This window comes from Eggerthella lenta DSM 2243 (genome assembly GCF_000024265.1).
GTDB lineage: Bacteria > Actinomycetota > Coriobacteriia > Coriobacteriales > Eggerthellaceae > Eggerthella > Eggerthella lenta.
In genome coordinates this window covers 998,875-1,011,897 of sequence record NC_013204.1, presented here as the reverse complement: position 1 = coordinate 1,011,897, position 13,023 = coordinate 998,875, and the positions used below count along the sequence as shown (strand labels likewise).

Here is a 13,023-nt window from a genome sequence, read left to right as displayed (position 1 = left end):
GATGTGCCGGCGATCTATACGGGAAAACCGGCGCCGGTCTCGCATGAGCTCTTCCGCCTCAGCATCGCCCATATCAGCTCGATTGCCGGGGCGACGCGCACCTGCCGGAACTCGGAAGTGTCGTAGCGCTTCCGCAGGGCGCCGCGGGCGTCGGGCGAGTACACGGCCGCCCCCTTGGGCAGCATCCCTTTGGAAGCCAGCGAGTCGGCGAGCTCGAGAGGGCACACCAGCCAGTTCTCATCGCCCTCGAACGTCCTGCCGTGGCCGCTCGTGAAATCGTCCATACACGACTTGACCTCGACGAACGTGAAGGTGCCGGACTCGAGCTCGGCGGCGGTCGCATGGTTCGACGATCGGTCGCGCGGACGATGCGGCCTGTAGGCCACGAAATCGACCCGGCTGGCGTCATCGACCCAGACCTCGCTCGCGACCAGGGCGTTCTCGCGGCACAGCCTCGCCCATACCTTCTCGGAAAGCTCGGCGGTCACCTCGCCGCGGTTTCGTTTCCCCTCCATGGGACACACTCCCCTTCGATGTAAAAGGCCGCCCGACGGTCTGCGCGACGTGCGGGCGGCCCGCGCCGGTACTACTCCTCGGAACCCTCCGGCTTGATGGTCGACAGGTCCATATGCCTGCGAGCCTAGAAGAATATAAGCCAGATCGTACCCAAGAGCAGGGAGACATATCCCACAGCGGTCACGAGGAAGTCTATGAAGGCGAGGGCCGCGGCAGTATCGACCCGGATGCCACAGGGGGCCAAGTTCGATGCGAACCCATGCAGGGGATACATGGCACAGATGAGGCATATCGATTCGAGACCTGCCGCCAACAGGGGATTCACCCCCGCCAGCTCCCTCGGATAGAACAAGCCCATCAGGACGGAATCCGCCACCAGCGCCGCCCAAATCAGGAACACGCCGACCTTAAATGCCTTGGTGTCCTCGACCAATGCCAGGGGCATCATGCAGCCGAAGAAATCGAGCAGCAAGGCCGAGGCGATCAGCTGGACGACCATCACTCCACCGAGTTCTCGGCGGAGTCGGCATCGATATCGGGGTTCGAGATCAGACCGTTCAGCAGGGACGGCAGGTCGATTCCCGTGCTGTCCTTCAGGCCGGATGCGACCTGGTCGACAATCGATGTGGTCTCCTTTACGAGTTTTTGCGCGTTGCCCGATCCGTACATCTTGATGGAATCGACGGCAGTGAGGGGCTTCGCAACCTGCTCGGCTACCTTGGGCATGATGTCGATGTAGCGGTTGGCGAGCAGGTAGGGGTTGTCCATGCCGTTGTACGCCTCGGCCTGGGCCTTGATTCCCGCCGCGACGCCCTCGCCGTGGGCCTTCTCGGCCACACCCTCGGACTCGCCCTTCAAGCGCGTGGCCTCGGCCTCGGCCTTCGCGCGGGCCTGGATGCCCTCGGCGTCCTTCTGGACGGAATACAGCTCGGCGTCGGATTGGTTCTGACGCTCGATGCGGGCGGCCTCGGCCTGCTTCGTGCGCTTGTAGAGGTCGGCTTCGGCCGCCTGCTCTGCGGCGTAGCGGTCGGCCTCTGCCTGCTTCTTCACGGTCGCGTTCAGCTCGCGCTCCCTCACGTCCGCCTGGCGCTCGGCGAGCTCGACCTTCTTGGTCTCCGCAGCGATCTCGGCCTCCTGCTGGGCGATGTAGAGCTCGCGCTGCTTCTCGGCCGTCACGGTGGCCTTCACCATATCGGCCTCGGCCTTCGCCTTGTCGGCCTGCTTCTTGAGGTCGGCCTGCTTCAAGTCGAGCTGGTTCTGGCGGATGGCGACCTCCTCGGCCGCCTTGATCTGCGCCAGCTCGGCTTCCTTTTTAATCTCGGCCGCTTGATCGGCGCCCATGGAGCGGATGATGCCCTGGGAGTCGGAGAAGTCCTGCACATTGAAGGTGCGCAGCTCGAGGCCGAGGTTGGCGAGGTCATCCTTGGAGCCGCCGAAGACCTTCGCGTTGAAGCTCTCACGGTCGCGCATGAGCTCCTTGAGGTCCATCTGGCCGATGACCTCGCGCATCTTGCCCAGCATGACCTCGGTGACCTGGCGGGTCATCTCCTCTTTGTCCAAATTCAGGTAGTTCTTGGACGCGGTCTCGATCAGCTCGGGGGTCTGGCCGATCTGGAAGTTCGCCACGGCGCAGGCGTGGATGAGGATTGCGTCCTGCGTCGGGATATCGTTCTCGGTGGTCAGCTGCACCTGCACGGCACCGAGCGAGAGGGTGTCCACGCGCTGGAGGAGCGGGATTACGAAGGTTCCCTTGCCGGAGACGGAGCGCATCTTGCCGGCGCCGGAGACGATCATGAGCTTATCCGGCGGGCATTTGCGCCAGCAGCTCTCGAACACCAGCACGACGGCCATGATGCCGACGGCTGCGGGGAGCAGGTTGAAGATCAAAGATTCGAAAAGCATCATAGGGTTTCCTTCCCTTCAAGGACGGCTCGGGCAGAGCCGCCCGGTTATAGATAACTTCGTCGGGGGCGGACCGGGCTCACGATCGGCACGACACCGGTTCAGTCCAACCGTCGGGACTCAAAGGCGGCGGCGATCATGTAGCTCCAGCAATTCGTATAAGAGGAGAGGCAAGGCCATCGCGAAGAGAGACGGCAGTAAGATGTAGTAAAACGCTGATCTTATAATGATGCCGTTGGCCGTCATCAGAGCCTCGAATGCTTTCAAGGCCTCGTCTGGTTCCGCATCGGAAACCGATTCGCCCTGACTGCTTTTCATATCGGCTTGTTCGGTCGCGTCGCCGACAGGCGCACTTCCGTTCAGGTCGACGTCGACGACGACATGATCACCGTCGTCGGAGATCACGGCGGCGGTCGCGTTCTCGGCGTAAGCCGCGGGCGCGATGCAGCCGAACGATGCTGCGGCTATGGCCATGGCGACGAGCGGCCCTGCCGCCCTTGCGGGTATCCTCATTTCCGTTCTCCATTCCTTTTCGGGGCGCGCCCTCCCTCGGCGCTGTCCGTTTCCCCTCAGGTGGTTATCCCCTGTATCCGGCGGCTTAAACACCGGATACGGAAAACGGCCGGAAACAAGGCGTCCACCGGGGCTAGAGCCCGATGGGCGCGTGTGCGGCTATGTGCATGTGCGTAGATATGCCGACGTGCATGTGTTCCATTGTGCGAGTGTACGTATGCGCAACTGCGTATGTGTACGTGTATGCGTATGTGCGATTGCGGAACCTACAGGAGCGTATCGAAACCCGGCCTACCGAGATTCTGACGAATGTTGCCGGCCGTGAGCTCGATGCGCTAGTGGCCGTCGGCACCGAAGACGAGGTTCGTGGCGCCCGCCGCGGGGACCACCGTCTCCACCTGTCCCGTCGTGAGGTCGTACCGCATGTTGCCGACCTGCTGCTCGATATGCACCGTGCCGTCGGGCTTCAAGACGTTTCCAATCATGGCACGTCCCCTTTTACGCATATATGCGGATGCGGATGTGTGGATATGTGCGGATGCGCGGTTGAGCGTTTGTGTGTGTATGCCAAAGCGCCTGCGGGCGCATCCGCACCCACCATGGTATCAGTGTCGGGGAGCCGAGTCCTTCGAGGCCTCGCGGGCCGCGGCGGCGACCTTGCCGGGGGAGGATTCCTCGGCCGCCGAGGACGCGGCGGCCTTCCGGGCGCCGGCGGCGATGGAGGCCGGGGTCCTCCCCGGCCTCACCCAGCCGTAGGCCTCGGCCATCTCCTCCATGTCGACGATTCGCGAATCGAGGTATACCGGCGAGACTTCGCCGGTATAGACGCGCTCCAAGTCTTCGACGATCGAGTTCTCGGCGAGGAAGTTGTCGCTCGCCAGGCGCCAGCCGCCGCCGGTCTGCTGGAAGAGGACCGGGTCGGAGCCCTCATCGGTGTAGTAGACGAGCGTCGACGCCTTCTGCCCGCCGTCGGCGTCGACGGCATACGAAAACGTCTTCGCCTTGAGGTCGGTGATGCGGAAGACGGCATCGCCGACACCCCAGTCCTCGATAAGGGCCGCATCCACGGCGTATGCGTCCGCCAGCGGCACCTCGTCCAACCCTCCCATGATGCAGTACCCGTCCACCATGCGGTATGTGCCGAGCGCGTGACGGTCCGGCTCGTTGCCCTGAGCCCGGACGAAGTCCAGGGAGTCCTTCAGGCGGACGGCCGCCGGGTAGGTCGAGCACAGGTAGACCAGCCCGGGATCCGGGACGTCGTCATGGATGCCGCGGTCGAACACGCAGTAGCCCCTTCGCCTCGCGCGGTCCAGGGCGGATTCCAGGGCGCTGAGCGCGGTGGCGGACTCGGCGCCCATGAGCTCGCCGGCGATCGCCGAGACAAGTTCCATGCGATAGGTGTTCTGCGGCACCTTGCCGCCGAGGGCCTTGCACGAGCCGGCAAAACGGGCATCGTCCTCGATGCCAGGGAGAAACACCGTCAACCCGCTACCTTCATGCCCGAAGTCGATCTCGCGCCCGAGGTCGTCGAGGATTCCCACCGTGACGGCGGGGGGATAGATTCCCTCTACCGCCCTTGCCGTGACGATGCCGCGGTCGAAGGCATCGTTCAACATGATCTCGAGCTCTCGTCTGTCCATCTTGAAGCTCCATTCCGTTGTCCGGGCACATTCGGCCCATGCGTGTCCTTCCGCAAGATGCTAGCGCCTGCTAGCGATGGGGCCGGCGCCGCGGCCCGGGGCTTTCCGAACGGGAAGCGACATCGCGGCACTGGGCGCGCAGGCGCCTCGCGATGTCGCTGATCTCGCAGCATGCGTCGAAGCGGTGAGGCATCCCCTCGCCCGCCCAGAGCATCCCGGCACGATCGGTCGCGATGCGGTCGTAGTCCAGCCCCAGCGCATCGCAGATGCCCCTCACCTCATCATGGACCGGTGCGTACCGGCACCGCATGGCCCCCTCGCCCGAAACCTCGCCGTCGAGCTCGAGGCCGTACAGCTCGTCGCCGTAGAGCCCGGCGATATGCCCTCCGCCCGCTCGGCGGACATCTCCTCGATCCTCTCCATGGGAAACCTCAATCCATCAAGAAGGGCGCGCGGATACGCGCCCTCGCATCTGTGCTTCTGTGCGGGTATGTGCATGCGCAAACGCGCAGATATGCGGACGCTCATGCACATACCTATGCGGACATCAGCGGGGAAGCCCGCGCACGAGCGATGCGAAATCCGCATCGACGCGCGAGCGGTCCAGCTCCCAGAGGCCGGCGATGAAGTCGAGCAGGACCCTCACCGTCCGGGTGCGCTCGGGCCTCGGGAGGCGCGGAACCAGCAGGACGACGGAGTAGAGGGCCTGCTCATAGCTGCGCCCCTCCTGCGGGGCCCGGCGGCTCATCGCCCGGCCCCCTCGGCGTCGCAGGGCGCCATGCGGCGGTCCGGGCCGTCGACCTTGACGCGCTCGGTCATCTCGGCCAGGCGCGAGACGATCGCCAGGGCGTCCTCCTTGCGGCCGTACTCCGACAGCACCGCGGCGAGGCCGGCCTGGGTGTACTGGCTGGTCACGATCGTGGCGCGCTCGGCCTCGTAGCGGCCGTTGACGATCTGGAACAGCTTCGCGAGCACCCACTGGGTCGAGGAGTCCTTGCCCAGGTCGTCGATGATCAGGACCGGGACGTTCACGTACCTGCGGATGACGTCGGCCTCGCTGTCCCCTCCCTTGTCGAAGGTCGAGCGGAGCTCGGTCATGAGGTCGGCCGAGACGACGAACCTGACGCCGTGCTTGGGCCTGCCCTTCGGGACGGGACGGTACGCCCAGTTGCCGAAGCGGGGATCGAGCCGCGCGCCGGCGTAGTCGTAGGCGATACGGCACGCCAGCTCGGTCTTGCCCACGCCGCGCGGGCCGTAGATGTACAGCCCGCCGCCGCGCGCGAGTCGCGCGTCATAGGCATGCTCCGGGGCGGCCTCGCCCTCGGCGATGCGGCGTGCGAAGCGCGGCGGGATGCCGGTCTTGCGGACCACCGCCTCATGGAACGCGCGGTCGGTCGCGGCCAAGGTCGCGACGTCGGCGACCTCGAGCGGCGGCAGGGCACCGCCGACGGAAAGCGCCTCGGGCGAGGCGACCGGGGCCTCGGGTGCCGGCGCCGAGACCGGAGCGGACGCCGCGGGTGCCGGGGCAGCGGCGCGTGGCTCCGGTTCGAGGTAGTGCGGCCCCCTCTCATGCCACGTGTCCGCCTCCGCCCTCCAGTCGGCCACCGGCGTGCCGTCCGCGCGCCGCCAGACGCGGGCGTCGTGGTAGGCGTAGAAGAAGTTGCCGTAGAAGGCGTTGGCGGCGCCGGGCACGTCGTAGCCCTTCCCATGGACGTAGGCCTCGACTTCCTCGAGCGTGGGCCTCACCGGCCTCGCCTGCGCTTGCGTGTCGTTCATCTCGGTTCTCCCTCCGTCTGAGCTAGTCGTCGTTGAATTCGCTGAAATCGCTATCGGCGGCCACGCGCTCGGCGACGCTCATGGCCCTCTTCGGCCCGGACGGGCCGAACTTACGGGCGGAGCGCGGCGCGGGCTTGCGGCGCCAGGTGTTCACGACGTTCTTCCATCGGACGATCGGCACGCCGCCCGCCCGGACCCAGCCGGTCGCCTCGTAGTAGTCGAAGAACTCATCGGGGTCGATCACGCGGTAGGCGGGATTGTCCGGGTCGGGGGCGTCATAGCCCTTCTCGTGCACGTAATTTCGGACCTGCTCGCGGGTCGGCGCCTTCGACGGGGCGGCCTTCCCCTCGGCCGCGGCCACGGCGCCGGAATCGACAAGATCGGCCCTCAGGTCGTAGAACCTCAGGCCGTTTCCGGCGGCGAGGAACTTGGGCAGCGACATGATGTAGCGGCCGTCGGTGTGCGATGCCGCGTACTCGCGGCGGTATGTGTCGTAGGCGCGGCCGATGCGCGGAAGCGTCCAGCCGTCCGCCAGCACACGGGCATAAGCCTCGGCGACGTCGGCGAAGACCTCCGCCTTGCCGATGGACATGCGCATGAGGGCAAGCACCTCGGCGTTGGAGACCGAGACCTCCGTCTCGAGCCCAAGGCCGGCCTCCGACGCGACCTTCACGACCGTGACCGAGTCGCCCGCGGCCTTCGACACCGCCGAGTTTTCGACAGACGGCAGCGCGCCCGCGCGCCCTCTCTCACTAACATCAATAACAACATCCTTGTTAGTGTCGCAAAAATTGGTACACGGTGAAATCGTTTTCCCAGTTGGGCCCGTGTACCAAAAATTGGTACACGGTGAATCTAGTTGCAAACTAACGTTAGTTTGGTCGCCCGTGTACCAATTTTTGGTACACGGCGAATCCTGCGGGTTGTTGATAACTTCGTTTTCGGCGTCTTCCCCAAGCGAGTTTTCAACAGCGGCGGCATCGGCCGATTTCGAGTTATCGACAGGCACGAAACGGCGCTCCTCGGGGATCTCGGCATTGACGACGTAGCGGTTCGAGAGATAGCGCCCGCGGCCCTGAGCGCGACCCTGGTGCACGCTGATGTAGCCGCACTCGACCAGGGTGCGGCGGTGGCGGTAGTAGGTGTTGCGCGACATCGCGAGGTGGGTGCAGATCGTGTCCACGGACGGGAACAGCGAATGGGTGCCCGCGCCGGCATGGGCGCAGAAGTAGGCGTATACGCCCTTGGCCGACGACGACAGGCGGGTGTCCTCGGTCGCCTTGGCCGAGACGATGCCGAAGCCGCACTCCATGAGGTCGCCGCCGAAGACGACGACCGCGCCGTCGCGGTCCAGGATCTCGAAGGTCTCGTCGAGCTCGTCGCGGGTGGGGTCGGCGGACTGCACCGATGCGTCGTGTCTCTTGGCGCTACCCACGGCACTGCACCCCCTCCTTCACGATATCGGCGGGGATCGGGACCATGCAGAGTTCCCCGTCCCGATCCTCGCCGTAGGGCGTCACGATGTCGACGATGTAGCCGCCGCGCTCGAGCGCGTCCAGGGCCTCGTCGTAGTCGCGGCGCGGCAGGCCGGCCTCGGCCGCCGCGATGTCGCGCGCCGGGCACTCGATCGCCACCGACATGGGGTCGCGCGCCACGATGCAGCAGAAGACCGACTTCTGCTCGAGCGTGAGGTCGCCGTCGTCGAAGATCGGGCGGATGCGCCGCGCCCAGAACCTATCGCCGACCGTCATCCTCGCCGTGCCGGCCTGATTCCCGGCGGACTCTTTCCTTCCCATATGCCATCCCTCCATGGTCATCCATCGCGGGCCCGCGCCCGCATCCTGTGCTGTATCTACCCAGATGTGCAGATGCGTAAACGCGCAAACACGTAAAAACGGAAATGTGCGGTTACGCATATGCGCATATGCGCATATGCGTGCATGCGTATTTATGCAGATGCGCGGGATGAAAAAGGTACGGGCCATGGGGCCCGTACCGGAATCAGCGCGCGTCGACCTTGAGGAAAGTCGATACCTTGATCTCGCTCTTCCCGCCGGTCTCGGCCCTGCGCGGCCGGCCGTCGAGAAAGGACGCCGCCCTCGCCTCGGCAAGCTCCCCCTCGAGCACCACGGCGACGCCAGGTGCAAGGGAAGCTGCCACAGCCATCGCCACCGGGCCGAACGCGACGCAGTGGAACCTATGCTCCACGCGGCGCGAGCCCGCCGGCTTCTCCTGGGACAGGCAGAAGCGCGCATGCGCGGGCCCCCTGTCCGGCTCCGTGAACTCCACGGGCCCGAACACGAGCCCCGATACCACGACCCTGTTGACCGTTTCCAAACCCCGGCTCCTTCCTTTCCAAGCCATCCGTCTCGGAGGGTAAGCCGCCGGCAGCGGCGGCCTGGGGGTCTTTATGCCCACTGAGGGGGAGTTTCAACGCGCGGGTTGCGCGATTAACGGCAAACGAAGGCGCTTTTCTCCATAAACGGTCCATATGGAGAGAAAAACACAACTCGATTGGGGGCATTTTCGGCAATCGCCCATGGGAATAGTCGGCTTTGGGTCGAATCTTGAGCCATGGTGCCGGGAGGTTTCCACACCCTAGAAATGAAAAAACCCCCTGAACAGGGGGTTTGTAAATAGGAGGGAGCGATAATTGCAGCCATCGAACAGCAGGAAACTCCTGCCGGCGAGCATGCGCTCCTCGATCTTCGCGGAGTACGGGATGCCAAGTTTGGGCAGCACCTCGAAGAGCAAATCCAGGTCGGAGCGCCCCTCCTTCACGTTGTCGGCGAAATCGAAGAGGCTCTCCTGGGCGGTCTCGCCAGGCGTAAGGTAGAAGTCCTTGAAGTTCGAGTAGTCGATGCGCAACACGCGGAAGCCCAGATCGGGATAAGGCTTTGGTTCAGCACCGAGCTCGAGCTGCATGTTTTCCTTGTCGATGTCTGCGGCGATCTTGTCGCCCGCGCGGCGGATACGTTCTTCGCCAAGATTGCAGATGGTTTTAAAACCGGATCGGGAAGCTACCGAATTCAACTCGCATTCGGCATCAAGCTGAACAGAAATGCACATTCTACTGCCGCCATCTTTTGCGTTTTTTCGCATAACGGCTTCTGCAGTTGTTGAGGAGCCCGCAAAAAAATCAAAGACAAGATAGTTGTTCCCCTTAACAAGGCTCAAAGCACGCTCTACAACACCGACAGGCTTTGGGGTATCGAAAACCGAAGTTTCAAAAAGTGATTTAATCTCGGATGCAGCGTCGCGAGTTGTCCCGACATCTTTACCGAACCAAATAGTTTCTGGAGCTCTTCCTTCGAGATTCTTTAAGTAAATTTTTCGAATGATACGGGTTTCATCTTCGGAAAATATAATCTCGCCAGAAGCTATTTTCTCCTGAACAGTCTCCTTACTCCAACGCCAACCATTAGGGCAAGGTTTGATGACTTTCCCTGACGGAGAAACAATATCGTAGATAAGATTAGGTCGATAGAGAGCATTCCTAACATCGCCAGAACGCCATGGGCCATTAGGATCGTCGTCCGGGTTTGAATACGCCTTATTGTCTTCCGCCGTTCTCGGCAAAGGCGCAAGTTCAAATTCGCTTGATTTTTGATATATAAGAACCTCATTGTGATGAATCGAAAAGCCACTTAAATATCCTTTTGGCTGAACGCTATGTTGCCAAATTACGTTTGCAACACGATTCGAGCTTCCAAAGATCTCATCTAGCATCTTCTCGAGATTTGCAAACTCGTTGTCGTCGATGCAAACGAATAAAACTCCATCAGCGGCAAGCAGGTCTCTAGCAAGTAGCAGCCTGGGATAGAGCATAGTGCACCAATTAGAGTGGAATCTGCCTTCCGTATCATGGTTTGCAACCAACATGCCCATTTCCGACACATCAGCGTCGATATTCTTGTATTCTGCCCCGCTTAAAGAGTAGTCGTCTTTATAAACAAAATCGTGACCAGTATTATAGGGTGGGTCAATAAAAATGAGTTTCACCTTGCCGGCGTAGGTCTCCTTAAGGATCTTTAGCGCGTCAAGGTTGTCGCCCTCGATATAGAGGTTCTCGGTGGTGTCCCAATCCTTAGACTTGCCGGGCTCGGGAATCATCGTCTTATAGATGGGGCGACGCGCCTCTGCTTTAGCTTCACGCTTACCAGGCCAAGTGAACTGATAACGCTCACGCTGACCTTCGACCACATCACCAAGAAGGTCTCGTAGGGCGTCAAAGTCAATAGTACGTTCGATTTCACCGTCGGCGCTTTTTATCTCAGTAACAACCTGTGGGAACAGTTCAGTGATTCTCTTTGCATTTTCGGTGGCTCCGTCGCTGGTTCCCAGCTTGATCTTTTTCATTATTATTTCCTCTCTAAAAAGGGATGTAGTCATCATCCCATGCAAGGGGTTCACATTTGCAAGTTAGGACGGAGCGCGCCTCGTTAGGCAAACCGTCAAGCTTGTCGGCAATCTCTTTAACCCAGAACGGAACAGCTGCTTCCTCGCGGGAAACGGCATTCTTGAACCTAACGAACAGCCGAAGGCCTTTCGTTTTTGAGCCAATACCGTTGAGCCCCAGATTATCCTCGAGTAGCGTCCGGAAACCAAAATATGACTCATGCACATTTCCGTCAGGGAAATCGTCCAAGCAACCGAAGAGCGAAAGGATGCTCTTATTGGCTTTAATGGTGTGTGCTTGATCTTCGGTTTGGAAATTCTGAAAGTCCCCGTCGAAAAGGATGAAGCAAGGGATGCCGAATTCGCTGTATAAGCGATAGAAACGGTCAAGCTCATTTTTGCCGCCGCAGCGTACTATGGAGATGCCTTTTCCATCGTAGTCGAAGCCTATCCTATCGAAGCAAAACGGCAGGATAAGCGACTCACTCTCTCCCTCGACTAGTAACACCTTCGAAGCGAAAAGGCCTTCGGCAGCTTTTTGAGAGTCGCCCGTGTTCTCGAAAGCATTGCGGTATTCGAGCATCAATCTGTTTGCGTCCGTTCTTATATTGAGCCTGTTTTGTAGGTCATCTACAAAACTCTGGGGATCTGCTTTTCTAACATAGGTCCCTCGCTCGGCGTTCTTGCGCACAAGGTATATCTGATCAAAGTTGCCCAGATCAATGAACTCAGTGGAATGAGTCGTAAGGAATATCTGGGTTCCCGAATCTGCGAGCTCTTCAATCACGCGATAAAACTTTCGCCTTGCCTGAGGATGTAAATACAGTTCTGGCTCGTCGATAAACAGCGGCGTTTGGTTCTTCAACTTGAGCTTCGAATAGGCACGGAGGATAGCTATAGTGAGGCTTGCCTGCACCCCCATGCCCATGTCAGATGCCCGCATCTGAACACCGGTCTCCTGCTCGGTCACGAAAATCTGCAGTGTTTTGTACAGGTTCCACGGGTCGTAGGCATTCAAGTCGACAGTCAAATCGTTAGGCGAGCAATTGAGCTGATTCGCAGTTTCCTGCTGCATAATGCGGCTAAGCTCGCCCATAAGGTTCGTACCGTCTTGGTCGGTAATGGAGAAGAGTATTTGATCACGAATCTCCTGCATGCTCTGTTTAAACGCTTCGGCTTTGGTGACCGTATGCCCATCGGCAGACGAGATCGTCTCCTCGCTAAGACGTTCGTTGAATTCCTTGAGCATCCTGCCCAACAGGCTCCATTGGCTGGACGCCGGATTGTCGAGAACGCGCCTGTCGGGCCCAATCGAAGCTGAAATATAGCGACTACGCACTTCATCCGAAATGTAGCTACCGTTGTAATTTAAGCCGTGTTTTTCTCTTCCATAACCATCGTGCCAGGTTGAATCGAATGAAAGGTGAGCCCCGTCATCGAAATCAAGGGCTATTTTGAGGGGAAGCTCCTCATCGCCCTGGTAGAAGTCCCACCGCTCAAGCCGATTGGCTGTTGGATAGGACGGACCCAGCAGATATTCCATTGCAGAGAGGATATTGCTCTTGCCAACGTTATTTGCCCCAATGAAGACATTGATGCGCGGCGACAGGCTGAGTTCCAAATCACGGACGCTCCTATAGTTTTTAATTGTCAGTTTATCTATCTTCATTGTCCACGCCTGTCACTCTCGGTATCAGCAATCTGCCGTTTGAGTTCCTTCGCCTTATCGAACAGCGCGTTCTTTCGCGCAACCTGTCGTTCCTTACGTCCGCGCGCCTCCACGCGCGCAAGTTCTTCGTGCAGCGTTTTAATCCTCGCGTCTGCTTCGAAGCGCTCCTCTATGGTTTCAGGACCGCCGCCTGCGTCGTTGTAGACCACTTGAGATGCAAGCGAATCCCACACCGCGTCAACGTCGCTTACATTCATGTCGAGCGTGAGGCAGTCAAACGGGCGCCAGGGTCCCACGACGAGTCTCTTGAGCATCACCGCGAGGCGAACCTCATCGTTGAAGGTACACGCGAACAGCAGCTTATGGGGGTTCGCCTGAGCCACAAGCGCCAGCACTTCTTTGGGGACACAGCGGCTCTTGAGCGCCACTTCCACCACGAGCACCTCGTGCACGCGCTCGCCGTCGGGGATACCGGTCGTGGAGGTCTTTATCGAGTTCGCGATCACGAAGCGCTCGACGTCGTCGATGAAGGACTGGCGCAGCGCGGCGCTCACCTTCAGGCGGCCGTAGAAGGCCTCCTTGGGTATGCGGCGGCCCACCTCGGTCGTG

Annotated in this window: 14 protein-coding genes; all 14 read right to left on the bottom strand. The window is 60.7% G+C overall.

The annotated features are described in order from the left end of the window. Positions 1-14: 14 nt before the first annotated feature. The 14 genes from ELEN_RS04055 to ELEN_RS03990 all read right to left on the bottom strand — a co-directional run bounded on the left by ELEN_RS04055 (position 15) and on the right by ELEN_RS03990 (position 13,013). The gene (locus ELEN_RS04055) at positions 15-515 is read right to left on the bottom strand and encodes a hypothetical protein (RefSeq protein WP_015760182.1); all 501 of its coding nucleotides are present in this window, start codon (positions 513-515) and stop codon (positions 15-17) included. Positions 516-640: 125 nt separating this feature from the next. After that, positions 641-1,015 carry a hypothetical protein gene (locus ELEN_RS04050; protein WP_015760181.1) on the bottom strand — a complete coding sequence of 125 codons (375 nt, stop codon included), beginning with the start codon at positions 1,013-1,015 and terminating at the stop codon, positions 641-643. Further along, positions 1,015-2,421 carry a flotillin family protein gene (locus tag ELEN_RS04045; protein ID WP_015760180.1) on the bottom strand — a complete coding sequence of 469 codons (1,407 nt, stop codon included), beginning with the start codon at positions 2,419-2,421 and terminating at the stop codon, positions 1,015-1,017. The genes ELEN_RS04050 and ELEN_RS04045 overlap by 1 nt, the downstream gene beginning before the upstream one ends. Before the next feature lie 117 nt (positions 2,422-2,538). Further along, the gene (locus ELEN_RS04040) at positions 2,539-2,931 is read right to left on the bottom strand and encodes a hypothetical protein (RefSeq protein WP_015760179.1); all 393 of its coding nucleotides are present in this window, start codon (positions 2,929-2,931) and stop codon (positions 2,539-2,541) included. A gap of 335 nt (positions 2,932-3,266) precedes the next feature. Continuing rightward, positions 3,267-3,416 (bottom strand): hypothetical protein, encoded by a 150-nt coding sequence (locus ELEN_RS16285; protein WP_015760178.1) that lies wholly within the window; start codon positions 3,414-3,416, stop codon positions 3,267-3,269. Positions 3,417-3,536: 120 nt separating this feature from the next. Beyond that, positions 3,537-4,571 (bottom strand): hypothetical protein, encoded by a 1,035-nt coding sequence (locus ELEN_RS04035; protein WP_015760177.1) that lies wholly within the window; start codon positions 4,569-4,571, stop codon positions 3,537-3,539. 547 nt (positions 4,572-5,118) lie between these two features. After that, positions 5,119-5,319 (bottom strand): hypothetical protein, encoded by a 201-nt coding sequence (locus ELEN_RS04025; RefSeq protein ID WP_015760175.1) that lies wholly within the window; start codon positions 5,317-5,319, stop codon positions 5,119-5,121. Further along, the gene (locus ELEN_RS04020; RefSeq protein ID WP_015760174.1) at positions 5,316-6,347 is read right to left on the bottom strand and encodes an ATP-binding protein; all 1,032 of its coding nucleotides are present in this window, start codon (positions 6,345-6,347) and stop codon (positions 5,316-5,318) included. The genes ELEN_RS04025 and ELEN_RS04020 overlap by 4 nt, the downstream gene beginning before the upstream one ends. A 22-nt stretch (positions 6,348-6,369) precedes the next feature. After that, positions 6,370-7,782: a helix-turn-helix domain-containing protein gene (locus tag ELEN_RS04015; protein WP_015760173.1), complete on the bottom strand. Its 1,413-nt coding sequence runs from the start codon at positions 7,780-7,782 to the stop codon at positions 6,370-6,372. Then, on the bottom strand, positions 7,775-8,143 hold the full coding sequence (locus ELEN_RS16280) for a hypothetical protein (protein ID WP_015760172.1): 369 nt from the start codon (positions 8,141-8,143) through the stop codon (positions 7,775-7,777). The genes ELEN_RS04015 and ELEN_RS16280 overlap by 8 nt, the downstream gene beginning before the upstream one ends. Positions 8,144-8,348: 205 nt before the next feature. Next, positions 8,349-8,684 carry a single-stranded DNA-binding protein gene (locus ELEN_RS04005; protein WP_015760171.1) on the bottom strand — a complete coding sequence of 112 codons (336 nt, stop codon included), beginning with the start codon at positions 8,682-8,684 and terminating at the stop codon, positions 8,349-8,351. A 261-nt stretch (positions 8,685-8,945) separates the two neighbouring features. Further along, entirely contained in the window at positions 8,946-10,706 is a 1,761-nt protein-coding gene (locus tag ELEN_RS04000; protein WP_015760170.1) for a site-specific DNA-methyltransferase, read from the bottom strand. A gap of 13 nt (positions 10,707-10,719) precedes the next feature. After that, positions 10,720-12,414 carry an ATP-dependent nuclease gene (locus ELEN_RS03995; protein ID WP_015760169.1) on the bottom strand — a complete coding sequence of 565 codons (1,695 nt, stop codon included), beginning with the start codon at positions 12,412-12,414 and terminating at the stop codon, positions 10,720-10,722. Next, entirely contained in the window at positions 12,411-13,013 is a 603-nt protein-coding gene (locus tag ELEN_RS03990) for a DUF4391 domain-containing protein (RefSeq protein WP_233946790.1), read from the bottom strand. The genes ELEN_RS03995 and ELEN_RS03990 overlap by 4 nt, the downstream gene beginning before the upstream one ends. Positions 13,014-13,023 lie beyond the last annotated feature (10 nt).